General features: G+C 59.4%; 18 protein-coding genes. 3 read left to right on the top strand and 15 right to left on the bottom strand.

The genetic code is table 11. From position 1 onward, the window contains the following. Positions 1–78 precede the first annotated feature (78 nt). From xylH to xylF, 3 genes are read right to left on the bottom strand one after another with little or no spacing between them, the layout of a single operon-like run. Positions 79–1263: a xylose ABC transporter permease XylH gene (xylH, locus tag NYE85_RS05210; protein ID WP_259003530.1), complete on the bottom strand. Its 1185-nt coding sequence runs from the start codon at positions 1261–1263 to the stop codon at positions 79–81. Beyond that, a complete protein-coding gene (locus tag NYE85_RS05205) occupies positions 1241–2782 on the bottom strand; it encodes a xylose ABC transporter ATP-binding protein (protein ID WP_259003528.1) in 1542 nt (513 codons plus the stop codon). Before NYE85_RS05205 ends, xylH begins: the two co-directional genes overlap by 23 nt. A gap of 30 nt (positions 2783–2812) precedes the next feature. Further along, a complete protein-coding gene (gene xylF, locus NYE85_RS05200; RefSeq protein ID WP_259003526.1) occupies positions 2813–3811 on the bottom strand; it encodes a D-xylose ABC transporter substrate-binding protein in 999 nt (332 codons plus the stop codon). A gap of 366 nt (positions 3812–4177) precedes the next feature. Between xylF and xylA the strand changes: the two genes are divergently transcribed. The 3 genes from xylA (at position 4178) to NYE85_RS05185 (ending at position 8597) form a co-directional block, all read left to right on the top strand. Beyond that, entirely contained in the window at positions 4178–5497 is a 1320-nt protein-coding gene (gene xylA / locus NYE85_RS05195) for a xylose isomerase (RefSeq protein ID WP_259003525.1), read from the top strand. A gap of 50 nt (positions 5498–5547) precedes the next feature. Continuing rightward, positions 5548–6999 (top strand): xylulokinase, encoded by a 1452-nt coding sequence (gene xylB, locus NYE85_RS05190; protein ID WP_259003524.1) that lies wholly within the window; start codon positions 5548–5550, stop codon positions 6997–6999. Positions 7000–7205: 206 nt separating this feature from the next. Then, entirely contained in the window at positions 7206–8597 is a 1392-nt protein-coding gene (locus tag NYE85_RS05185) for an amidohydrolase family protein (RefSeq protein ID WP_259003523.1), read from the top strand. A 59-nt stretch (positions 8598–8656) separates the two neighbouring features. On the opposite strand, the gene NYE85_RS05180 is transcribed toward NYE85_RS05185, so the two are convergent. From NYE85_RS05180 to NYE85_RS22725, 12 genes are all read right to left on the bottom strand, one after another. Then, positions 8657–9649, bottom strand: coding sequence for an acyltransferase (locus NYE85_RS05180; protein WP_259003522.1), 993 nt, complete (start codon positions 9647–9649; stop codon positions 8657–8659). A 98-nt stretch (positions 9650–9747) separates the two neighbouring features. Further along, on the bottom strand, positions 9748–10077 hold the full coding sequence (locus tag NYE85_RS05175) for a hypothetical protein (RefSeq protein WP_259003521.1): 330 nt from the start codon (positions 10075–10077) through the stop codon (positions 9748–9750). Positions 10078–10088: 11 nt separating this feature from the next. Continuing rightward, positions 10089–12398 carry a type VI secretion system Vgr family protein gene (locus tag NYE85_RS05170; protein ID WP_259003520.1) on the bottom strand — a complete coding sequence of 770 codons (2310 nt, stop codon included), beginning with the start codon at positions 12396–12398 and terminating at the stop codon, positions 10089–10091. A gap of 44 nt (positions 12399–12442) precedes the next feature. Then, positions 12443–12835 carry a DUF4150 domain-containing protein gene (locus tag NYE85_RS05165; protein WP_004957110.1) on the bottom strand — a complete coding sequence of 131 codons (393 nt, stop codon included), beginning with the start codon at positions 12833–12835 and terminating at the stop codon, positions 12443–12445. Between the two features lie 10 nt (positions 12836–12845). Next, positions 12846–13451 (bottom strand): DUF3540 domain-containing protein, encoded by a 606-nt coding sequence (locus NYE85_RS05160; protein ID WP_259003519.1) that lies wholly within the window; start codon positions 13449–13451, stop codon positions 12846–12848. An 11-nt stretch (positions 13452–13462) separates the two neighbouring features. Beyond that, positions 13463–14533: a pentapeptide repeat-containing protein gene (locus NYE85_RS05155; protein WP_259003518.1), complete on the bottom strand. Its 1071-nt coding sequence runs from the start codon at positions 14531–14533 to the stop codon at positions 13463–13465. Further along, positions 14530–17070 carry a DUF2169 domain-containing protein gene (locus NYE85_RS05150; RefSeq protein ID WP_259003517.1) on the bottom strand — a complete coding sequence of 847 codons (2541 nt, stop codon included), beginning with the start codon at positions 17068–17070 and terminating at the stop codon, positions 14530–14532. The genes NYE85_RS05155 and NYE85_RS05150 overlap by 4 nt, the downstream gene beginning before the upstream one ends. Positions 17071–17405: 335 nt before the next feature. Continuing rightward, entirely contained in the window at positions 17406–19247 is a 1842-nt protein-coding gene (selB, locus tag NYE85_RS05145; protein WP_259003516.1) for a selenocysteine-specific translation elongation factor, read from the bottom strand. Further along, positions 19244–20635: an L-seryl-tRNA(Sec) selenium transferase gene (gene selA, locus NYE85_RS05140; protein ID WP_259003515.1), complete on the bottom strand. Its 1392-nt coding sequence runs from the start codon at positions 20633–20635 to the stop codon at positions 19244–19246. Before selA ends, selB begins: the two co-directional genes overlap by 4 nt. A 67-nt stretch (positions 20636–20702) precedes the next feature. Continuing rightward, positions 20703–21308 (bottom strand): glutathione S-transferase, encoded by a 606-nt coding sequence (locus tag NYE85_RS05135; protein ID WP_259003514.1) that lies wholly within the window; start codon positions 21306–21308, stop codon positions 20703–20705. A gap of 35 nt (positions 21309–21343) precedes the next feature. Beyond that, positions 21344–21994 (bottom strand): DcrB-related protein, encoded by a 651-nt coding sequence (locus NYE85_RS05130; RefSeq protein ID WP_259003513.1) that lies wholly within the window; start codon positions 21992–21994, stop codon positions 21344–21346. 147 nt (positions 21995–22141) lie between these two features. Beyond that, the gene (locus NYE85_RS22725; RefSeq protein WP_309600850.1) at positions 22142–23308 is read right to left on the bottom strand and encodes a CfaE/CblD family pilus tip adhesin; all 1167 of its coding nucleotides are present in this window, start codon (positions 23306–23308) and stop codon (positions 22142–22144) included. Positions 23309–23800: the final 492 nt, after the last annotated feature.

Raw genomic sequence — 23800 nt, 5'->3', positions numbered from 1 at the left:
GAAAAACAAGCTGCTCCCTGAATAGCACAGCCGTTCAGAGAGCAGTAAAAATGCGGCAAGATTTGTGAGGTAGCGCGCTTATGCCCGGCGCTTGGTCGCTGAGTCCATCCACACCGCCAGCAGCAGGATGGTGCCCTTTACGATGTATTGCCAAAACGTTGGCACATCCAGCATGCTCATGCCGTTATCCAGCGACGCCATGATAAACGCCCCCATCACCGCCCCGGCCACGCTGCCGATACCGCCCGCCAGACTGGTGCCGCCGATCACGCAGGCGGCGATGGCATCCAGTTCGGCAATGTTGCCTGCCGAAGGTGAACCGGCGCCCAAGCGCGAACTGAGGATAAGGCCGGCTATCGCCACCATCAGACCGTTGATGGCAAACACCGCCAGTTTGGTGCGCTCCACGTTCACACCCGACAGTCGCGCCGCGTCGATATTGCCACCGATGGCGTAAATGCGCCGGCCAAACGCGGTGCGAGTGGCCATAAACATCCCCGCCAGCATCAACGCCGTCAGGATCAGTACCGGCGTCGGCACGCCGCGATAATCATTAAGCAAATACACCGCACCAAGCACAATCACTGCGGTAATACTTTGCCGAGCCACATCGCCCCCTGCCGCCGCGACCGGCAGGCCCAACTGCGCACGTTTACTGCGCCGCCGCCACTGCCAGGCGACAAACAGCATCAGACCCAGCGCGCCAAAGCCAAAACCCAGGCCATCCGGCAAATAACTCTGGCCGATTTGCGACATCGCGCCACTGGTCGGAGCCACGGTGGTGCCGTTGGTGATGCCGATAAGAATGCCGCGAAACGCCAGCATGCCGGCCAGCGTGACGATGAACGACGGCACCTTGCGATAGGCCACCCACCAGCCGTTCCACGCGCCAAGCAGCAGACCGGCGAGCAGGGTGACCACGATGGTCAACGGCAGCGGCCAGCCGAGCCAGACGTCAAAGATCGCCGCGGCCCCGCCCAGCAAGCCCATCATTGAGCCAACCGACAGATCGATTTCCGCCGACACGATAACGAACACCATGCCGACCGCCAGAATGCCGGTGATCGCCGTCTGGCGCAGCAGGTTGGAGATGTTGCGTGCGCTGAGATAGGCGCCCTCGGTGGTGAAGGTAAAGAACAGCATAATCACCAGGATCGCCGCCAGCATCACAAAGACTTGCAGGTTAAGCGACTTGAGTGGCAGTAACGATTTTTTCTCGACCATTGGTGGCAGGCTCGCTTCAGACTGGGTATTTTTCGACATGCTTTTCACTCCTCAACGCGGCTTCCATGACCTGTTCCTGGGTCAGATTACGGTTTTCCAGCGAGGCCTTGATCTTGCCCTCGTGCATCACCAGCACCCGATCGCTCAACCCCAGCACTTCCGGCAGTTCGGAAGACACCACGATCACCGCAATACCCTGCTGAACCAACTGATTGATCAATTTGTAGATTTCGTATTTCGCTCCAATATCGATGCCGCGCGTCGGCTCATCGAGGATCAGGATTTTCGGCTTTAACAGCAGGCATTTGGCGAGGATCGCCTTTTGCTGATTGCCGCCGCTCAGGCGGCCGATCGCCAGTTCCGCCGAGGCGGTTTTTACCTTCAGCCGCGCCAGCGACTGCTGGATGGTGGCCTGTTCCTGCGCGTCGTCCAGCATCGACAGCGGGCCGCTAAACTGCCCCAGCGCCGCCAGCGTGATATTGGCGCCGACGCCCATCACCGGCACGATGCCGTCCCGCTTGCGATCCTCCGGCACCATGGCGATACCCTGGCGCATCGCCTGACGGCAATTACCGATAGTCACCGCCTGGCCGTCAATGCGAATGCTGCCCTGCCAGCGGCCGGGATAGGCGCCGAACAGGCATTGCATGGTTTCGGTACGGCCAGAGCCGACCAGCCCGGCGACCCCGAGGATCTCGCCACGCCGCAGGGTGAAAGACACCTCATTCACCCGGCGGATATGCCGGTTTACCGGGTGCCAGGCGGTCAGTTGATCAACCTGCAATACCACCTCGCCAATGTCGTGCGGCACCTGTGGATACAGTTCGGTCAGCTCGCGCCCCACCATCATGGCGATAATGTCGTCCTCGCTCATGGTCGCCGCCGAACGGGTACCGATAGGTTTACCGTCGCGGATCACGCAGATCAGATCCGAAATCGCCTTGACCTCGTTCAACTTGTGCGAAATATAAATGCAGGCAATACCGTGATCCCGCAGATCCTGAATGATCGCCAGCAGCGTCGCGGTTTCGCTTTCGGTCAGTGAGGCGGTCGGTTCATCCAGCACCAGCAATCGCACCTGTTTGTTCAGCGCCTTGGCGATCTCCACCAGTTGCTGCTGGCCCAGCCCCAATTCACCGACGCGGGTATCGGGATCCACCGCCAGCTTGACCTGCGCCAGCATCCGTTGGCAGCGCAGGTACATGGCATCGTAGTCCATCAGGCCAAAACGCCCCCATTCACTGCCCAGAAACATGTTTTCCAGCACCGTCATCTGTTTGACCAGCGCCAGTTCCTGGTGAATGATGGCTATGCCCTTTTGTTCGGTATCGCGAATATTTTTCGCCGTAATCAGATCGCCGGAAAAATAAATTTCGCCCTGATAACTGCCGTGCGGATATATTCCGCACAGCACTTTCATCAAAGTCGATTTCCCCGAGCCATTCTCACCACATAATGATAATACCTGGCCAGCATCCAGTTGCAGGCTGACATTGTCGACCGCTTTCACTACGCCGAATTGCTTGGTGATATTTTTCATTTCCAATAGGCAGGGCATTATTACCTCCGCGCAATGACACGATACGGTTTATTTATCGAGATCGCTCTTTTTATGGAAACCATCGGCAACAATGGTGCTGTCGATATTGGTTTTATCGACGGAAATTGGCGTTAATAACCAGGCTGGAACCTCTTTGCTGCCATTATTTAATTTGGCGTTGGATTTGGGTTGTTCACCATTGCCCAATTGCACCGCGATGCCGGCCGCTTCGTCCGCCAGTTTGCTGATAGGTTTGTACACCGTCATGGTCTGGGTACCGGCGATAATGCGTTTCACCGCTGCCAGATCGGCATCCTGACCGGATATCGCCACCTTGCCCGCCAGCCCCTGCGCAGACAGCGCCTGAATCGCGCCACCGGCGGTAGCATCATTGGAGGCCACCACGGCATCAATATGGTTGTTGTTGGCGGTCAGGGCGTTTTCCATGATTTTCAATGCATTTTCCGGCAGCCAGGCGTCAACCCACTGATCGCCGACCACCTTGATCTTGCCGCTGTCGATCAGCGGTTTCAGCACATTCATCTGCCCCTGACGGAACAGTTTGGCGTTATTGTCCACCGGTGAACCACCCATCAGGAAATAGTTACCCTGCGGCACCCGCTGAACCAGGCTCCGAGCCTGCAACTCGCCCACTTTTTCGTTATCGAACGAGATATAAAAATCGATGTCGGCGTTGTTGATCATGCGATCGTAGGCCAGCACTTTAATCCCTTCGCGCCTGGCTTCGCTGATGACGTTGCTCAGCACCTGGCCGTTATAGGGAATGATCACCAGCACGTCGACGCCGCGGTTGATCATGTTTTCAATCTGCGCCATTTGGGTTTCTTCGTTGCCATTGGCGGACTGGACAAACACGTCTGCACCCAGCGATTCGGCCTTTTTCACAAAGATGTCGCGATCTTTCTGCCAGCGCTCCAGACGCAGGTCGTCGATAGCCATGCCGATTTTAATCTCTTTCGCGAATCCTGGTTGGCTGGCCAGCACCAGCATGGCGCAGGCAGAGAGGAATAAGTGCTTAAATTTCATCTTATATACCTTCTTTATTGAATTGTAGGGCAATAATTGAAAGGCGTTTTTATCGATTAACGTCCAGCGGATTGTTGACGCTTATCTGTACTTCGGCAATTACTGATTTTTACCTGCTAATTACGATTTTTGGTTTAATGTTGGTTTTATGATAGCGATCATGTTTTAACCCTGTAACATTCAACCACCGCAAATGGAAATGTCTGACGCATTCCAGCCAGGTCAAAATAATCTTCAATATGAGATCCGCCGCACATTTAATAATTCTCTGAATTTGAGTGTGAAATAACGTAATTGTGACCTACGCCATGAACTCCGAAGATTAACGCATCCCGTACGCCGGGCCCCGTTACCAAGGAGTCGAAAATGCAACCCTATTTTGATCAGCTTGAACAAGTTCGTTACGAAGGCACCGGCAGCAGCAATCCGCTGGCGTTTCGCCATTACAACCCCGATGAAATCATCCTCGGCAAACGTATGGCCGACCACTTGCGCTTCGCCGCCTGTTACTGGCACACCTTCTGCTGGAACGGCGCCGACATGTTTGGCGTCGGCGCATTCGATCGCCCATGGCAACAGCCGGGTGACGCACTGGCGCTGGCGAAGCGCAAGGCCGATGTTGCCTTCGAATTCTTTCACAAGCTGAACGTGCCGTTCTATTGCTTCCATGACGTGGACGTGTCGCCGGAAGGCGCGTCGCTGAAGGAGTACGTCAACAACTTTGCGCTAATGACCGATGTACTGGCGGAAAAACAGCACAGCAGCGGCGTGAAACTGTTGTGGGGCACCGCCAACTGCTTCACCCACCCGCGCTACGGCGCCGGCGCCGCCACCAATCCGGATCCGGAAGTGTTCAGTTGGGCCGCCACCCAGGTATTCACCGCAATGAACGCCACACAGCGTCTCGGCGGTGAAAACTACGTGCTGTGGGGCGGGCGCGAAGGCTACGAAACCCTGCTAAATACCGATCTGCGTCAGGAGCGTGAACAGATTGGCCGCTTCATGCAGATGGTAGTCGAGCACAAACACAAAACCGGTTTCCAGGGCACGCTGCTGATCGAACCCAAACCGCAGGAGCCGACCAAGCATCAGTATGACTACGACGTGGCAACGGTGTACGGCTTCCTCAAGCAGTTCGGGCTGGAAAAAGAAATCAAGGTCAATATCGAAGCCAACCACGCCACGCTGGCCGGCCACTCGTTCCATCATGAGATCGCCAGCGCCATCGCGCTCGGCATCTTCGGTTCGGTCGACGCCAACCGCGGCGATCCGCAGCTGGGCTGGGATACCGATCAGTTCCCGAACAGCGTGGAAGAAAACGCCCTGGTGATGTTCGAAATTCTCAAAGCTGGCGGCTTCACTACCGGCGGGCTGAACTTCGACGCCAAGGTTCGCCGTCAGAGCACCGATAAATATGATCTGTTCTACGGCCATATCGGCGCCATGGACACCATGGCACTGGCGTTGAAGGTGGCGGCAAAAATGGTCGAAGACGGCCAACTGCATCAACAGGTCGGCAAACGCTATGCCGGCTGGAACGGCGAACTGGGTCAGCAGATCCTGCAGGGCAAACTGTCGCTGGAAGCCTTGGCGAAGTACGCCGAACAGCATAATCTGGCACCGGAACACCGCAGCGGGCATCAGGAGCTGTATGAAAATCTGGTAAACCGTTACCTGTTCGGTTAATTGGCGACACGCGGCGGCCAGGCGGCCGCCGTTAATCAAAAGGATCTCCTATGTACATTGGCATCGATCTCGGCACCTCCGGCGTGAAGGCCATTCTGCTCGATGAGCAGGGACAACTGCTGGCCAGCCACAGCGAGGCGCTGACGGTTTCCCGCCCGCAGCCGCTGTGGTCAGAGCAGGATCCGCAGGACTGGTGGCACGCCACCGATCGCGCCATGCTGGCGCTCGGCAGCCAGCACACGCTGCAACAGGTGCGGGCCATCGGTCTGACCGGTCAGATGCACGGTGCCACCCTGCTGGACAGGCAGCAGCAGGTGCTGCGCCCGGCCATGTTATGGAATGACGGCCGCAGTGCCGAGCAGTGCCAGGCGCTGGAGCGTGCGGTGCCGCACTCGCGCGCCATCACCGGCAATCTGATGATGCCCGGATTTACCGCACCAAAATTGCTGTGGGTGCAGCAGCACGAGCCGCAGATCTTCGTGCAGATTGATAAGGTGCTATTGCCAAAGGATTATCTGCGCTGGCGCATGACCGGTGAGTTCGCCAGCGACATGTCCGATGCGGCAGGCACCCTGTGGCTGGACGTCGCCCGTCGCGACTGGAGCGACGAGTTGCTGGCCGCCTGTGGCCTGAGCCGCCAGCAGATGCCGACCTTGGTCGAGGGCAACCAGCAAACCGGGCAACTGCACGGCGAGCTGGCACAACGCTGGCAGTTACCGCCGGTGCCGGTAGTGGCCGGTGGCGGCGACAATGCGGCCGGTGCCATCGGCGTGGGGCTGTATCAACCCGGGCAGGCGATGCTGTCGCTCGGTACCTCTGGCGTCTATTTCGCCGTTAGTGACGGCTTTCTCAGCAACCCGACCAGCGCGGTGCACAGCTTCTGCCACGCGTTACCCGAGCGCTGGCATCTGATGTCGGTGATGCTCAGCGCCGCTTCGTGTCTCGACTGGGTATGCCAGTTGACCAGAGTTGACGATGTTGCCACGCTGCTGCGCAACGTCGAACAGGCGCCACCGCCGGCAACGCCAGTCTGGTTCCTGCCGTACCTGTCTGGCGAGCGTACCCCGCACAACAATCCGAACGCCAAGGGCGTTTTCTGGGGGCTGACTCACCAGCATGGGCCGAACGATTTGGCACGCGCGGTACTGGAGGGCGTCGGTTTCGCATTGGCTGACGGCATGGATGTACTGCATGCCAGCGGCCTGCGGCCCGACAGCGTTACGCTGATTGGTGGTGGCGCGCGCAGCCCGTTCTGGCGGCAAATGCTGGCAGACATCAGCGGCCAGCGTCTGGAATACCGTACCGGCGGCGACGTCGGCCCGGCGCTTGGCGCAGCACGGCTGGCGCAGATCGCGCTCAATCCGCAGCGTCCGCTGGCCGAGCTGTTACCCGTACTGCCGCTGGAGCAGATCCACACGCCGGATGCCGAACGCCATCAGCACTATACCGCACGGCGCGACACCTTTCGCCAACTGTACCGCTGCCTGTTGCCGTTGATGTAACCGCACGGGGCAGAGGTAGGGTCGTATCGCCGCCCTGCCTCTGCCAGCGCCCGCCTCGCGCGAGGCGGTTGCCGAGCGGCGGGCGTAACCTATCATTGCCAAATCGAATAATCACCAGTGGTAAATGTCACTGCCAACCGGCGCGTTCCTTTCTTAGATTAGTGGCTGTATTTGCAGCACTTCACCTCTGGATTAAGGAACTGAACGTGGAAAATACCCAACAAAGCCGTAGAGCTTTCCTTGCGCAAACCGGGAAGATCACCACCGCCTGTGCGGTGATTGGCCTGACCGGCGGCGTCGCTCACGCTGCCGAGCCAACCGCCGCCCACGGTGCAGCGCCGGCCACGCCGACGCCGCTGAGCGCGCGCCATTACCTGCTGAGCAATGTCCGGCTGGAAGACGGCTTCGAATACGACGGCGATACGGTGATCGGTACCCGTACCGCGCTGTACACGCTGGAAATCAACGACGGCAAGATTACCGCGATTCACCCGGCCAATGCGCAACTCGACGGCGCACTGCCACGCTATCAGGCCAACGGTCTGCTACTGCTGCCGGCCATGCGCGACATGCATATCCATCTTGACAAAACCTTCTACGGGGGTCCGTGGCAGGCACCGCGCCCGCGTCAGGGCAAAACCATCATGGATATGATTGCGTTGGAACAAAAACTGATCCCAACGTTATTGCCAACTTCGCAGCAACGGGCCGAAGGGCTGATCGCGCTGCTGCAATCAAAAGGCAGCAGCGTCGCACGCAGCCACTGCAACATCGACCCGGTCAGTGGGCTGAAAAGCCTGGAACACCTGCAACGCGCGCTGGAAAAGCACCGCGACGACTTCAGCTGTGAAATCGTCGCCTTCCCGCAGCACGGCCTGCTGCACTCCAAGGTTGACGGCCTGATGCGTGAAGCCATGCAGATGGGCGTGCAGTACGTTGGCGGTCTGGATCCGACCAACGTCGACGGCGCAATGGAAAAGTCGCTGGATGCCATGTTCCAGATCGCCCTCGACAGCGGCAAGGGCGTGGATATTCACCTGCACGAAACCAGCCCGGCCGGCGTGGCGGCGATCGATTACATGATCGCCAGCGTAGAAAAAAACCCGGCGCTGCGCGGCAAGGTTACCATCAGCCACGCCTTCGCACTGACCACTCTCAATCCGGGGCAATTGGCGGAAACCGCCGCTCGCCTGGCGGCCCAGCAGATTACCATCGCCTCCACGGTGCCAATCGGCAGCCTGATGATGCCGCTGCCCCAGCTGTCGGAGAAAGGGGTATTTGTGATGACCGGAACCGACAGCGTGATCGATCACTGGTCTCCGTTCGGCAGCGGCGATATGTTGGAAAAGGCCAATCTGTATGCCCAGCTGTATCGCGGCTCGGATGAGTATCACCTGTCACGCGCCATGGCGATCGCCACCGGCAATGTATTGCCGCTGAACGACGCAGGTCAACGCGTCTGGCCGCAGGTAGGAGATGAAGCCGGTTTCGTGCTGGTCAACGCCAGCTGCTCCGCCGAAGCGGTCGCGCGCTTGCCGCCACGCAGCGCCACCTTCCATCAAGGGCGTCTGGTGTACGGCAGTCTCGACAAGGCGTAATCCGGCTGCGCCGGCGTGCCTGGGCGGCTATCGGCGCAGCTGCCGCTGTCCACCCGCCCTCATGACACCAACCGGCGCTTGTCCAGCGTTTGCAGGCCGATGGACAGCAGCAGGCTCAGACCGAGCGCAACGCCAAACACCCACAGAATATCCAGTAGCGGGTAGTCACTGATGACCCAGCCCTGGTTACGCATAACGTTGACGATAATGGCATGAAAACCGTATATCGCCAGCGAATGCCGGGAAAAGACGCTTAACCAGCCAACCGGCTGCGACAGGCAGTTTTTGCACCACACCAGCATTGATAGCGCGGCGATAAATACCAGCGGGCCGCTGTAGATGTAATAGGTAGCGGCAAAGTTACCGTTAATCTGCGTCTGGTGCCCGGTGCCAAATACGATCAACGTCACGCTGGCGACGAACGCCGCCAGCGCCAGGGCGCTAATCCCACGGTATTGCGTGGTCATCATGCCAATCGCCCGGCCCGCCAGCGCGTACAGCAGGTAGTAAAAGGTGTCGCCGTGGATATAGAGATTCACCGGCAGCAGGCGTACATTATCGACGTTCAGCGTCGGGGTGTTCGGGTTGGCGACTACCGCCAGGATCACCATGGCGGTCGCCAGATAACCGCCAGAAACCGCTTTGACGCTAATCAGCGGCGAAAGCAGGTAAATCACCACGATGGCATAAAAAAACCACAGGTGATAAAACACCGGCTTCAGCAGTAGGCTGCGCAGCGATGGCCAAAAGCCGATTTTGGTAAAAAAGGCGATATAAATCAACGCAATGATGCTATAGAACAGGATGCAGCAACCGATGCGTACAAAATGCTTGCGGTTGGCGCTGCGCTCGCCAAAAAACAGAAAGCCGGAGATCATGAAGAACAGCGGTACGGCAACGCGCGAGAGGGAATTCAACAGGTTGGCACTGTCCCACACCGACGGCGCCACCGTCAGCGGGTTGGTCACGTAATAGGTGGTGGCATGGATCATCACCACCATCATGCATGCTATCGCACGCAGGTTATCGATCCAGCCTATTTTATTGCTCATCCCCGCCCTTGTATGGTGTTTAACGTCAACAAATTAACCACGCAGGGTATAGGGTGCCAAAGCGGGCGACAAGTCAAAAACGCAATATCGGATTCGGCTTAACGGCGTTTATCAAACACAAACGTAATATGCTCGTCATCCAGGTATTTAATCGTCACCTCACTGCCTTGCTGCACTTTTGAGGAGTAAAAAGCCGGTATGGTGTCCTTGCCTTCCACTTCCCGGCTAATCCCCTCCTCCTGCCATGACAGCCGATAGCGGATATTGACGGTGCCGTTATCGTTGGAACTGCGGTAATGCACCTCGTCTACCCGCGCCTGCAGAGTGCGCCCCTGCGTCTCTATCTTGTGATCGCGGTAAAAAAGATGGGCCAGATAGCCAAAAAAACCCGCAAAAATAATCACCGAAATCAAAATCGCAAACTTCATCAATGCGTTCCTCAACTGAACATGGTCAGACCGTTAAACGACGACATTATCTGCCCGACGTGTGCCATTGCGTTAACGAATTCCACCCGCCCTTCGCTGGTCGACAGGTCAAAGGCCGTCTTGTCGAACTTGATGTTGGTCAGCCCGAGCTTGCCACTGGCGGTTACGCTCATCGAATAGCCTTCGGTCACCACTTTTGCCGCCGTGAAATCAAACGAGAACATTGACGCGGTTTCCTTATGATCCTTGTATTCAAACGCCGCCGGCGTCTTGATGCTGACTTTTTCCGCACTGTCGATGGTGATTTTCTTTGGTGAGGTAATGGTCACGCCACCGTCGACGGTTTGCGTCCAGGTGCCGACAATGTGCGTGTCGGTATTTTTGCTGATGGTCTGCGTCAGGTTGCCCTTGAGTTCCTCGGTGACGTCCTGGGTGACGACGTTATGGCGCTTGCCGGTAATTTCGTCATAGCGATCGCCGGTCAGGTATGAATCCATGCCGGCGCCGTATTTGCGCGTCACTTTTTGCGAAACGTGATGTTCCTCTTCGCCCACCGTTTCGGCAAAACGCTTGCCGGTCACCTTGACGTTCTCCCCGCCGCTGGTCACTTCGGCGTTGCGCCCGTTGGTAATGGTGACCTTTTCGCCCTGTTTGAAGGTTTTGCTTTCCAGCCGATCGACGGTGGTGGTGCGCGTGCCGTGATAGTCGAAGATGGCGTTGCCAAACACCTCATCCTTCTGCTGTTTCTGGATGGTGGTGGTGCGATTGCCGTCCACGGTGACCGTTTGATCGTTTTCCACCGAAATGTTCATGTCTTTTTCGGCGTGCAACTGCACCAGCTCCGACCCTGCCTTGTCTTCGAAGAACAGGTGGCTGGAGTTGTCGATGTGACCGTCTTTCGAACGCGTCATAAAGCCCATCATGGTGGCGCCAGCGGGCAACGCCCACGGCGGCATGCTCGCTTCGTTATATACCCGACCGGTGACGATCGGCCGATCCGGATCGCCGTTGATAAAGTCGATCACCACCTCGTCGCCGACGCGCGGGATCTGCACGCCGCCGAAGCCCTGACCGGCCCAGGCGCTGGATACCCGTACCCAGCACGAACTGGTGTCATCCCCTTTTGCCAGACGGTCCCAGTGGAACTTTACCTTGATCCGGCCGTATCTGTCGGTCCAGATGGATTCGCCCTGCGGCCCCACTACCCTGGCCGTCTGCGGGCCGTGGGTGCGCGGCCATGGCGTGCGCTGCGCGCAACGGAACGGCGTGGCCGCCGGGATCACCGCCAAGTCAATTCGGTGCAGCGCATCCTCACCACCGCTGGCATAGCTGTTTTCCTCCAGCTCATAGCGTGCACTCAGCACCAGATACTCGCCGCCGTCGCTGACAAAGGGCGGGTTGGTCAGGGTAAAGGTGCAGCCCGGCACGATGCCGAGCGCGGTGGCAGTGGCGTCAATGCGCTGGTGCTCCGCCTGCCACTCCTCCTGGCGCACCCGGGCATAGAATTCGCCATGGCTGTGCTCAACGAAGTGACCCGGCCAGTCGTAGTAGTCAATCTGGCCCGGCGCCGGCGAGGCGGGGTTCTGCCGCGCCTGAAACAGCCATGCGTGGGGTTTGCGAAAATCGTAATCGTCGATGCTGTAGATCCCAGGCGTCACCCGCTCGGAGATAGCCCACTGGCCGATGCCTTCCTCGCCGGTACTGCCGCCGGACGGCGTGGCATGGTAGGGAATGGTTTCATAACCGCTAAACGGCCGGTGCTGCTGGGGGGCGTCATACAGCACCAGCGTGTGTTTATCCGCCTGATGGCGGAAGAAGAAATAAATGCCTTCCAACTCCATCAGTCGCGAAATGAAGTCATAGCTGCTTTCCTGATACTGCACGCAGTATTCCCAGTTACGGTAGCTGCCGGACAGCTGGCTTTCCAATTGCACGCCGTATTCGTCGAGCAGCGTTTTGACAATCTCCGGCACGCTCTGATTCTGAAATATGCGCTGGTTGCGGTCCCGCTTCAACGGCCACAGATCCGATTCCATCGTCAGCGTATAGACGGCGTAACGCTCGCCGTTGATATCCGCGCTGTGCACATTCACCGAGGTGATCTTGCCGTTGAGGTAACGCGGTGCTGCCAGCAGCCGCTGGGTAGGAATGGTCAGCGTCATCGGCTGACCGAGCATCGCCCGGCGATCGAGTCGGGCATCGCTGCTGAGCAGCGTCACGTTCAGTTCAAACGAGCGCGAAACGCCTTCCGTTCCGCTCAGCTTCCAGAATTTCAGTGCGCCGCCGCCTGCCGGCGTGGTCACGGTGATACGGTCAAACATGGGCTTCATCCCTATGACTGGATTGCAATGTTTTACTGTGGCACTCAGGGCGCCAGCATCAGCACCTTGAACTGGCTGGGGACGGTGCGCATCCCGACGGCATTGGTCGAATTTTGCAGGCTGACGCTGGTCAGACGCGTGGCCGGCGTGCCTTTTAGCAGCACGGTAAAGGAGCCGGTGAGATGGCGCGATGGCCCCATTACCGTGCCGGATGCCACGCCGGTGGCAACGCCTGGGTTATCACCGTTGGTCAGCGGCGTCACGGTGGCCATGTTATGCGCCGGCATGCCCATAAACAGAATGTTCAGCGCGTTGGGGATGGCGGTCGGCCCAAGCGCGATATCCGGGTAGGGGATCGGCGTAGGGGTGGGGGTCGGCGTCAGGCAGACATCGGGAAACGCCAAATCCATACCCATCAGTTGGCAGTTGGCAAACATCGTATACTCCTTATCCCATATGGATCTGTTCGGCATCCACTTTGGTGATGGCCGTCGACGTGATCACGGTATTTTGCGCGTGCAGGCGTGCATAGCCGTCGGCCTGCATATCCAGTTGACCGGCGCGCACCTGCTCGGTCTGCCGCGTGGTACGCAGCAGGTTATGGCTGACCTGGGTGATGGTCTGCCAGACCGATTCGGCATGTTTGCCCACCGTGCGCGACAGACTGACCCAGGCGGAAAGCTTGTCGCCACTGTACTGCATGTCGTTGATATGGCAGTCACCCTGGCTGGCGCTGACGCGCAACGTTTCGCTGCTGAGGCTGATCTCGCCGGCGCTGCGAATATGCAGATCGCCCGGCACGCTCAGTTCCGCCGCCGTCGAATTGGCGCGCTCCAGCACTGCCAGCAACCACACCTGATTGTCTACGCCGGCGATCAGCACCCGGTCGCCGGCCTGCGGCGCAATCACGCAGCTGGCCGCGCGCTGACAGTGCCAGCCGCGCCCTTCGCTTTCCACGCTCAGGCTGCCGTTGGAAAAACAGTGGGTCACTACCCCCGCGCTCTGTAGCGGCGGCGTCACCGCCTGCACCAGCTTATGGTTGATATTGTTCATCGACTCTCTCCTTAACGGCGGCTCTGATGCTGAATGCTCCAGGCCTCTGCGGCCAATAACTCTTCATCATAGTCGAGGATGCCCCGACGGTCGGAAAAACGCGCCCCTTCCTGCTGCGCCCGGTGGAAACGGGTGCGGGAAAAACGGGCACTGCGGAAATCGGCGCGCGACAGCAGCGCACCGGAAAAGTCGCTGTAGGTCAAATCGCAGCCGACAAAGCGGGCCTCCTCGGCGTTCGCCTGCTGCAGTACGCTCTGGAACAGGCGGCTATGGGCAAAGTCGGCCTGCCGCAGCACCGCGCCGACCAACAGCGCCTGATCGAACAGGCTGTCCTGACAGTGCGTACCGGTAAGATCTGCGCCCATAAACAGCGCCTGGCTGGCATTCACCTTGCACAACCGCGCCTTGCGCAGCGACGCGCCCTTAAAATTGCATTGCGTCAGCTGAGCGCCGCTGAAATCCACCTCATCCAGCCGGTTATCGGTAAACTGACAGCCGCTAAAGCGCTGCTGCGCATAGCTTTTACCGCGATGATCGCAGTTAAAGAATACCGTCTGCTCAAATTGGCCGTGGTGCAGACAGGCGGTACGCAGATCGATGGCATAGAAGGTGGTCAGCAGGCAATGGCATTGCTCCAACTGCGCCTCATCCAGCACGCATTCGAAGAAGGTAGTACGCTCCAGCCGCGCCTGGCTGAAACGGCTGTGTTGCAGTGGGCACTGCATGAACTGGGTGATGTCGCACCGGCTGCGGGAAAAATCACTGCCATCAAGCGCACACTGGTTAAAGATGCACTGCGCCAGCAGGCTATCGCCAACCTGCAGCCGCGACAGATCGCAGTCGTGAAACACCGTTTGCCGCAGGTTGGCGCCGCTCAGCGTCGCGCCCTGCAACACGCATTCGTTGAACACCGTCTCATGCAGGTTCGCCGCCCGCAGGTTTACCCCGTTCAGCGACACCTGCTGAAAAACACCGCCAGACAGATCGCACCCTTGCAGATCCAGGCCATCCAGGCAGCAGGCGTCAATCATCTCGCCGTTTTTTATTTTCTGCTGTAGCTCGGCCGCACTCAGCATCGTCATATCCGTTCCCCGTCATGCTTCGGCAGCGTTTTCACCCGCTGGGTATAGGCGTTATCCAACCGCGTGGTCATGGTAGTGAAAGATTGTGACAAATCGGCGCGGAACAGGTTGGCGCCGGTGAAGTCGGCACCGCCCAGTTGGGTTTTCTGCAGCAGCGCGCCCATCAGATTGGCGTTGGTGAAATTTGCCTGGCGGAAGTCGGTGCGAATAAACAGGCTACCGGCCAGATTGGCACGGATGAACGACGCCCGCTGGCAGTTGGCTTCGCTGAGATCGCTGTTTTCCAACTTCGCCAGGCTAAAATCTGCCCCCGCCAGCGACGCCTGACGCAGGTTGCTTTCGATAAGCGTCGCGTTACCGAAATCCGCACCACTCAGGTCGCTGTCCATCACCACCGCGCAGGTCAGCAGCGTCGCGCCGTTAAACTGTGCCTGCGGCAGTGCGCTGGCGACCCAGTTACAGCTCTCCAGCCGCGCGTCATTGAACAGCGCAGCCTGCAATTCGCACTGCTGGAACACCGTTTTATGCAGTTTTGCCGCGCTGAAGTCGGGCTGTGGCAGCGTCAGGCCGATAAACACGCAGCCCTCCAACGTGGCACGCTGGAAACGGCAGTGGCTGATGCCGACCTGACGCAGTATCAGCGTCTTCAAGGTCGCATCGCTAAAATCGCACCGTTCAAACAGGGCATTATCCAGTTGGGCTTCGCTCAGGTCAGCGCCGCTAAAATCGGTCTGTTGGCACTGGGCCAGCGCCAGGCTGGCTTTTTGCAGATTGCAGCCACGCAGCGAACTGTGGCGCAGGTCGGCCCGTGCCAGCATGGCGTCGCTGAAGTCGGCACCGTCCAGTTGACAACCGCTGAGATTGGCGTTTTCCAGTAACGCCTGACGGAAATTGGCACCGCGAAAATCCATGCCGGAAAAATCGGCACCGGTGAAATCCAGCCCGCTAAAGTCGCCACCCTGTGCCAGGGTAGTTTGCGCGCGCTGACGCATAATCAGAGCCATGTCGCCAGCCATACGCAACGCCGGCGGCTGGTGCTGTACCGCCATCAGGTACATGCGGTGCAGCGACTCGCGGCTTTGCGCCAGTTTTTTTGCCGTCATGCTGTCCGCATGCTGATGCAACAGTTCCTGCATACGGTACATCGACTCCGGGCCGCGCGGCCCGTCGTCCGGCCTCACTCCACGCCGGCTTTCCATCTCGGCTTTGCGCGCCGCGGCCTGCGCCTGCAGTTCGTCAGCCTGGCGCTCCAGCGCCTCGACAAACGCCGGCAGTTCATCCAGCGTGGGCATTGGCGGCGCCGGGCACTGCGCCAGCAACGCATCAATATCGCTATCGCTGCCGCTAGCTTCAAGTCTGGCGCGATGCAGATCGCGCAGCCGGCTGACCCGCCGCTGCATGTTGTCCTGCATCGGGCTGTCGTGCTGCTGCACCTCGCTGTCAATCCACGGGCCTATCGCCTCAGCGGGCAGCAGATCCTTTTCCCGGAAGGCGAACAGCGCTCCCTTTCCCTTGTCCAGACGCTGGGTCAGCACTTTGCGATAATGGTTGAGCGAACGGCTGGCGCCGGTTTTTTCCAGTGCCGGCATCAGTTGCAGCACGTCTGCGGCGTCGTCCTGGTTAATTCGTTGACTGCCCTGCCAGATCAATATCATCTGTTCAAGGTGCGGGAAGAACCACACGGTGGTGGCACGCAGCGTCATTTCCTCAAACAGCGTCTCATCACCGCGCTGGCGATTGATAAAGCAACGCGCCTGCCACGGCGGTAAGGTTCCGCTCTGCTGCGGCCTGGTCGGATGCATGTTCCAGATGCGCCATGCGGCCTCAGGCGGCAGCGCGTCCTGGTCCGGCCACCACTGGTCCGGGCTGGCAGCGTTGAACACGCGCCAGTCGGCGTCGCGTGCCAAACCGGGGAAATCCTGTTTCAGCCAGTTGGCATCATAAGCCTTGCCCAGGCGTTTGCTACGGCGCGGCCAACTGATGTCCAGCGGTCCAAAGCTCATCGGCTCCGGCTGTTGGCGCGGTGACGTCATGCGGGCATGTTGTGACTCGATATTCGGCAGGCGTCGATAGGCAGTACCGTTGTGCCGCTCTTCGCTAGCGCCAATGCCATGCGGGTTTTCCTCATGGCCCGCGCCGCCAAAAGCACGGCTCCAGTCGAGGCGCATCGCGTCAAACCTGCGCGGCGGCGTTGGTTGCGATCCAGACCAGAAGCGATCGCCATACACCGTCAGGCTCTTGCTCAGCCTTTCGACGTCGATACGTACCGCGCAGGCGGTCTTTTCTGTCTGATGGTGGGTATAGGCGTGGCCGGTGGCGAGGAATTCAGCGCGTGCCTTGGGCATCGCCAGATCGATGACGCCGCCGCTGGCCTGCAATTCCGCCGCCGCCAGTTGCCACAGCTCCACTTCCGGGCGCAGCTGCGGCGTCGGCCCCATATCCAGCAGTGCGATTACCGAAACGCCAAGATGGTTTTTACCCTGAAAACGGAAAGGCCGATGTAATACGCTCAGACGCAACGGCTTAATAATCTTCATGTCATGCGCCCTTGGACCGCGGGTTAATGAATGTGCTTAATAAGTGTGGTAATGCATCTATCGAATGAAATCAGCACGTAACGGGCAGAACTCCCCGCGCGCGCGCAGCGTCACTTTAGCCGCAAGCGTTGGCCAAGAACAACCATGATTGTCACGATGTGGTTATGACATTGTTAAAATAATGCTTATAAAACAACGCTACCGGGCGATATCGGCGGCGAAAAAATCAGCATAATCCTAGAATAAACGCCTTTCGGCAGGGGGTGGCAAACCGGTGCCCGGCTTGATAAGCAGGGCTGGGAGGGAGGTGGCCGCCAGGGAATGACGGCAGGCGGTTAGCCGCCAAACAGCCCGCTATCGCGCAGCAGATGCTGATTGCCTTTGCGGCGGGTGAAACCGCTACGGTCGAAAAACTCCAATATCTGGATCGCCAGTTTACGGCCCACGCCGAGCCGATCGCGGAAATCTGCCGCACAGGTACTGCCCTGACTGGCGTGCAATTCGCGGATCAAGGCGGCGAATTGTTCAATGCGCTGGCTGTGGTAATAGCGATCGACCACCACCGCCGTCAAATAGCCCAACTGTGCCGCTTTGCGCAGCGTGGCGCGCACCTGTTGTTGATCCTCGCCCAGCTCGTCAGCCAGATCCCGCACCCACCAGGGCCGATCGGCGAACAGGGGTTCAATACGCTGCCACAGCGCCTGCTGCGATGCGCTGAACGCCAGACCGTGCTCCGGCAGATGCAACCAGCCGCGAGTATTGCGCAGCAAGCCGCTCGCCAACAGCCGTTCGATCATCAAAAACACCAGCGGTTCCGGCAGCGTTGGCAACGCCATGCGCCGCAAGCGGGCACGCCCCAGACCCAACTGGTCGCCATGCTGCTGATGATAATCGGCCAGCACCTGCAACAGTTGCTGTTGCGCACGTTGGGCGTTTTCCGCCGCCAGCGCCATACCGTCGGCGTTCAGCAGCGATTGTTGTGCCAGCAGTTGCGCCAGCCCGGCGTCCGTCAGTTGTCGCGCCCAGGCAAAAGCCGCCAGATCCAGCGGCCCCTGCGGCAATTGCAGCGCCAGGCGCTGGGCGTCGTCCTGCGTCTGTGCCAGCTGCGCCAGCCACGCCAGATACTCCGGCCGCCGCTTGCCGCGCGTCGGTGCCGCCAGCGTCAACGCGCGCGCCGCGCCAAGGGTTTCACGAGCGCCGATATCTCGTAGCACCAGCCGGTCCTCCTCAACCAGCCACAGCGGCCGATCCAGGATCAGTTCGGCCAGAGGAGCCTGTAACAGCGATACGCGACCGGTGGTGTGACTGGCGGCATGATGCACATGCACCGGTTGCCAGTGCTGCACCGGCCGATCCTGCTCCAGTACCACCAGTAGCCGTTGCGCCGCCTGCGGCGGGCGCTGCGCCACCAGCCAGTCGCCGCGTGCCACCGCGTCCCTGCTGACGTCGCCGCTAATGTTCAGCGCAATGCGCTGCCCGGCCTGAGCCCGATCTGCCGCCTGGTTCTGCGCATGCAAACCGCGCACCCGCACCGCAACCGCAGCGCCGGTCAGCCACAGCGTATCGCCAACCGCCACCGTGCCGCCCAGCGCGGTGCCGGTCACCACCAGGCCCGCGCCCTTGACGCTGAACGCGCGGTCTACCGCCAGCCGGAAACGGCGCGTTAACGCATGCTGCGCCGGTGCCAGCGTCAGTAAATGCTGGCGCAGCGCCTCAATGCCGCGGTCCTGCGTGGCAGCGGTGACAAACAGCGGCGTCTGCGTCCAGCCTTGCTGCGCCAGTTCGGCGCTGACCCGTTGTGCCACCTCCTCCACTCGCGCCGGGTCGACCCGGTCAGCCTTGGTCAATGCCACGGTCAACCGGGGCCGGCCGCTGAGACGCAGGATCGCCAAATGCTCGCGCGTTTGCGCCATGATGCCATCGTCGCAGGCCACCACCAGCAGCGCATGATCGATACCGCCAATACCCGCCAGCATATTGCCGAGGAATTTTTCGTGCCCCGGCACGTCGATAAATCCCAGTACCCGCCCATCGGGCTGTGGCCAGTAGGCATAACCCAGATCGATGGTCATACCGCGTCGTTTTTCTTCCGGCAGCCGGTCGGCGTTGATGCCGGTAATCGCCTGTAATAACGTGGTTTTGCCATGATCGACATGGCCGGCGGTGGCGATAATCATGAGTTTAGCGCCTCGACCAGCGCCTGTTCGTGCGTCAGACAACGTAAATCGAGCCACAGCTTGCCGTCATTGATACGGCCAATAATCGGCTGCGGCAACGCGCGCCAGCGTTCGGCCAGCTGTTCCAGCGTGGCGCCGCGACCGTCCTGCGGGGCGAAGGTCAGGGCATAGCTTGGCAGGCGATCGACCGGCAACGAACCACTGCCGATTTGTGACCAGCACGGCTCGGCACGCAGCAGAAACTGCTCGCTGAAACGCGGCGTCAGCACCGCCATCAGGCGTTCCGCGGCCTGTTGCATCTCCTGTTGCGGTCGGGTCAGCAAACGCAGCGTCGGCAGCTGTTGCGCCAGCAGTTCGGGTTGCAGATAGAGGCGCAGCGTGGCTTCCAGCGCCGCCAGCGTCATTTTGCCGACGCGCAGCGCGCGCTTGAGCGGGTGTTGTTGCAGTTGGGCAATCAAGGTTTTTTTGCCGACGATGATCCCGGCCTGCGGGCCGCCGAGCAGCTTGTCGCCGGAAAAGGTCACCAGATCGATGCCCGCCGCCAACAGGCGCTGCGGCATCGGCTCCGCCGGCAGGCCGTACTGCGTCATGTCTATCAGCGAACCGCTGCCCAGATCGGTGGCGGTGGCAATGCCGTGCTGCTGCCCCAGCGCTGCCAGTTCGGCCTCATCCACCGCAGCGGTAAAGCCCTGAATGCAGTAGTTGCTGGTGTGTACTTTCATCAGCAGGCCGGTGCGTTCATTGATGGCATTGCGGTAATCCTTCAGGTGGGTACGGTTAGTGGTACCGACCTCCACCAGGTCGCAACCGGCCTGGCGCATTACGTCCGGAATGCGGAACGCCCCGCCGATTTCCACCAGCTCGCCGCGCGATACCACCACCTGCCTGCCAGGCGTGACCGCGGCCAGCATCAGCAGCACCGCCGCCGCGTTATTGTTGACGATGCAGGCATCTTCCGCGCCGGTCAGCCGGCACAGCAGATCCGCCACCGCTCGATCGCGATGACCGCGCCCGGCCCCGTCCAGATCGTATTCCAGCGTCACCGCCGCCCCCATCACCCGTTCAATGGCCTCGATGGCCGGCTGCGCCAGCTGCGCGCGCCCCAGGTTGGTGTGCAATACGGTGCCGCTGAGATTGAATACCGTTTTCATCGCCGATTGCCGCTGCTGATGCAGACGCGCCTGCAAGGCCTGTGGCCAGTCGTTACACCACGCCGGCAATCGCGAGCGCTGTTTTATTTCTGCGCGCGCCTGCGCCTGCAACTGGCGTAGCAGTTCGCTGACCAGCGTCTGGCCATGGGCGGCGACCAACGGTTCAATAGTCGGTTCGCGCAACAGGCGATCGATGGCGGGTAATTGGCTGTAAAGTGAATGGGCTGCTGTGCTCATGGGGGCTCTATTTTTTATCGGTATCAGCAAAGCGGGCGCGACGTGGCGCCCGGGAAAAATAAGGAAATCACGGTGGCAGAGTACGTGCGAAGCTCTCACGGGCAAACAGCCGTTCGGCGAGCTTGATCAGCGTCGGGCGCCCAACGCACCAGTTCGGCAGGATACGACGAAAGTTCAGGTAGCCCAGCGCACAACCGGTAGCAATATCGGCCAGCGTCAGCCGTTCACCGTTCAGCAGCGTTTGCTCCTGCGCCAGCGCTTCGAGCGCGTCCAGCCCCTGCTGGAGTTTTTCGCGCTGTCGTAGCATCCAGCCTTCATCCTGTTTTTCCGGCGCGCGCCGGCTTTCACGAAACAGCGTTGCCGCCGCCTCCGTCACGCCGTCCGCCAAGGCTTCAATCTGGCGAATGCGCAGCGCGCCAGCGCGATCGGCCGGCAAAAAAGCCGGGGTGTCGGGCAACAGTTCCAGATATTCGGCAATCACCCGCGAGTCGTAGTACGCCTCGCCGTCATCGGTCACCAATACCGGCACCTTGCCGAGCGGATTAAACTCCGCCACCCGGGTACCGGCTTCGTACGGCGGGTCATTGACGAATTCGAACACCATGCCCTTTTCCAACAGCATTACGGAGATTTTGCGTACAAAAGGGCTGGTGTAACTGCCAATAAGCCTCATCAGTATTCCCCCTCGGTTGGCAAACCACTGCGTTGTTATTTCACCGTCAGCGTATCGATAATCCGCTGCACCAGCGCCTGATGCACCTCCGGCGTTTTGGCCGGGGAAAGCATTTGCAAGGTGACTACGCGTTTATTGAACACCGTCAGCATGATGGTGGAAACCACTTTTTGCCCGTTGACGCTCTGTTCGGTATCCAGACGGTGAAACTTCTGTTTGCCGATCACCAGGTTTTCTTCTTTGGTTCGCTTGATGTTCTGATAGCGATCGGACAGCTCGGTCATCATGCTTTGCATCAGCTCATTAAGCATTTTATCACTGTTATTCAGCTTCATACCGTCCGGCGGGATCACTTCGGACGACACCGTACGCTGGCGCGACTTGCTGTCCAGGAACAGCTGAATATTGGATTTGCTGTCGTTGATAATACCGCTGTATTTGGTTTGATCGCTAAAACCCGGCGGCAGTTCAAAGGTGATCCGGCCCTTTTGCATCGAGACGCTCAGGCCCTGCGGCAGCGCAGGTTTGGGTTCTTCAGGCTTTGGCGCCGGCGGCGCGGTTTGTGCAGCGGTGGGTTTGGGGTCGGGTTTTGGCACCGTCGGCTGCTTGGTATCGGGGTTGTCACAGGCGGCCAAACCGGTGACCAGTGCGGCCACCGTGGCAAATTTTGCTATCGTCTTTAGCATCGTCCCTTTCCTTATCGCGTTGCGCGTCATTGCGTAAACGTAGCAAGTCACCTGGATGAATGCCAGATAAGGAATCTGAAATTGGCTCTGCCGCCTGCCGGATATGTTGCCAGCCACGCCGCCGGCCGCATTGCCGGCGGCGTGGCTTCAGGGTGCCAGCGCGGTGGCGCTCAGCTTCAGACGCAGCGTACCGGTATAGCGCCCGGCCGCCCGGCTGGCCTTGGCAAACGGCAGCACGGCAAGCGTCAGCGGTGTGGGCGTGCACACCACCGGGAAGGGGATACCCGGCAGCGTGACGGGGCGGATAAGCGCGCCGTCGACCCCGGTCAGGGTAATTTCCTGCCCGTTATTCACCGCCTGAGGCCGGCCGTTGTAATTGAGTGAGACGCGGTAGTCAATGCGGCTGGTGCCGTTGGCGCTATTGATCAGCGAGAAGATATCGGCTCCCCGCCCGCCGGCGGGCAATAGATCGGATATGCTGAGCTTCAGCCACGGGCTGTTGGCGTTGTAGCCGTCGTACAGGCAGGTGTCGATGGTGGCGCTACCGGCCACCTGACCGCCGGGCGCGGTGGAAAGGGGCTGGGTGCGCAGGTTAAGATCAACCCGCGGCGTGGCGCTGCCAAAGGCCGGCAGGTAGATGGCGCCGTTATTTTTGTCGGTGATATTGAGGGTAATATTGGCCGCCCAGGTGGCCACTCTTGTATTGGTGAAACTACGACGCTGATACAGCACCAGGCTGGCCTCCCAGATGCCGCCGGTAGGAATGCGATCCGCCTCGGCCGCCGGGAGCCAGACGTCCAGCACCTTGCCATTAAATTGCACTCCGCCGTTGTTGCAAATACCATACATGTCAGCTTGGATTGGCCAGCCAAAAAAATAGGGATCACAGCCAGTAGCGGGATTAGCATAACCAAAATTCTGACCTTTCAGCGTCAGGATCACCGAGAGCCGACTTCTTTTTTCCGTGAACTTTATCTTTATATCGCTGGTACCCTTATTAGCTCCGGTTGGAGAAGAGTAAGGACAGGCCCCGGTCTCAACCGAGGATGCGCTGTTACAGATCCAGGAGTCTCGGCGGCGTGTATAATAGTCAGGTTCACTGTTGCCCCCCTTTTCTTTCTGCCAAATCCATAACCTGCCGGCAGCGGCGGTCGAAAGCGCCCCCTGGGTTTTATCAAAGGCGTAGCTGACACTTTTGTTTTTATCAATATAGGGATCGTCAACGACGGCATGCGCGCAGTGGCTGATTAACAGGAGGATGAATAGAAGTGTGACTGAACTGAAGCCCTGAAGCCCTGAAGCCCTGAAGCCCATTATAATTTTTCATCTTGATGATGTCAATGTATTTCATAACCCATCCGATTGATTTATATACATTTAATCCATTACAGACCGACTGCTGCCGCGCGCGAGTTTATGGGGTGTTCCTCATTATTGTCCCCTTTGCCCAGCGACCGTTTGCCCATCCTGACCTGTCAATACGCGCCATGGAGCAAGGGGGGGAATATAAATCCGGCTCGCGCCGTGGGGGGAATGATTTAGTTTTAATTAACCGTTACCGAGTAGATGAGAAATGCCGATAGCGCTCAACGCGGGTATACCCTGGGTCGGCTGCTGGCAGGGAGCCCGGCGCTGGTTGGGGAGATGAGATGCTGAATCAGGCCGGAAGAGCCGGTAAGGCGGCACCGGCAAGCCCGTTCCGGGCGAATAACGGGTGACTGAGCATTGCCCTGCGCGCGGCACCTGGCCGGGAATAAGGCTGACCCTTTACGCTCAGTACCGCGACAGCACCGCCCAGATGAACGG

The sequence above is a fragment of the Serratia sp. AKBS12 genome (genome assembly GCF_024793895.1).
GTDB lineage: Bacteria > Pseudomonadota > Gammaproteobacteria > Enterobacterales > Enterobacteriaceae > Serratia_F.
Note: the sequence above shows the minus strand (reverse complement) of the source record. Positions and strands in the feature narration are given on the sequence as shown.

Bases quoted from the DNA above. Each gene is read 5' to 3' on its own strand.
- xylA (WP_259003525.1), top strand. From the start codon at position 4,178: ATGCAACCCTATTTTGATCAGCTTGAACAAGTTCGTTACGAAGGCACC.
- NYE85_RS05150 (WP_259003517.1), bottom strand. From the start codon at position 17,070: ATGAAGATTATTAAGCCGTTGCGTCTGAGCGTATTACATCGGCCTTTC.
- NYE85_RS05170 (WP_259003520.1), bottom strand. From the start codon at position 12,398: ATGTTTGACCGTATCACCGTGACCACGCCGGCAGGCGGCGGCGCACTG.
- NYE85_RS05165 (WP_004957110.1), bottom strand. From the start codon at position 12,835: ATGTTTGCCAACTGCCAACTGATGGGTATGGATTTGGCGTTTCCCGAT.
- NYE85_RS05205 (WP_259003528.1), bottom strand. From the start codon at position 2,782: ATGCCCTGCCTATTGGAAATGAAAAATATCACCAAGCAATTCGGCGTA.
- selB (WP_259003516.1), bottom strand. From the start codon at position 19,247: ATGATTATCGCCACCGCCGGCCATGTCGATCATGGCAAAACCACGTTA.
- NYE85_RS05175 (WP_259003521.1), bottom strand. From the start codon at position 10,077: ATGAAGTTTGCGATTTTGATTTCGGTGATTATTTTTGCGGGTTTTTTT.
- xylF (WP_259003526.1), bottom strand. From the start codon at position 3,811: ATGAAATTTAAGCACTTATTCCTCTCTGCCTGCGCCATGCTGGTGCTG.
- NYE85_RS05130 (WP_259003513.1), bottom strand. From the start codon at position 21,994: ATGCTAAAGACGATAGCAAAATTTGCCACGGTGGCCGCACTGGTCACC.
- selA (WP_259003515.1), bottom strand. From the start codon at position 20,635: ATGAGCACAGCAGCCCATTCACTTTACAGCCAATTACCCGCCATCGAT.
- xylB (WP_259003524.1), top strand. From the start codon at position 5,548: ATGTACATTGGCATCGATCTCGGCACCTCCGGCGTGAAGGCCATTCTG.
- NYE85_RS05180 (WP_259003522.1), bottom strand. From the start codon at position 9,649: ATGAGCAATAAAATAGGCTGGATCGATAACCTGCGTGCGATAGCATGC.
- NYE85_RS05135 (WP_259003514.1), bottom strand. From the start codon at position 21,308: ATGAGGCTTATTGGCAGTTACACCAGCCCTTTTGTACGCAAAATCTCC.
- NYE85_RS05155 (WP_259003518.1), bottom strand. From the start codon at position 14,533: ATGACGATGCTGAGTGCGGCCGAGCTACAGCAGAAAATAAAAAACGGC.
- NYE85_RS05160 (WP_259003519.1), bottom strand. From the start codon at position 13,451: ATGAACAATATCAACCATAAGCTGGTGCAGGCGGTGACGCCGCCGCTA.
- xylH (WP_259003530.1), bottom strand. From the start codon at position 1,263: ATGTCGAAAAATACCCAGTCTGAAGCGAGCCTGCCACCAATGGTCGAG.
- NYE85_RS22725 (WP_309600850.1), bottom strand. From the start codon at position 23,308: ATGGGCTTCAGGGCTTCAGGGCTTCAGGGCTTCAGTTCAGTCACACTT.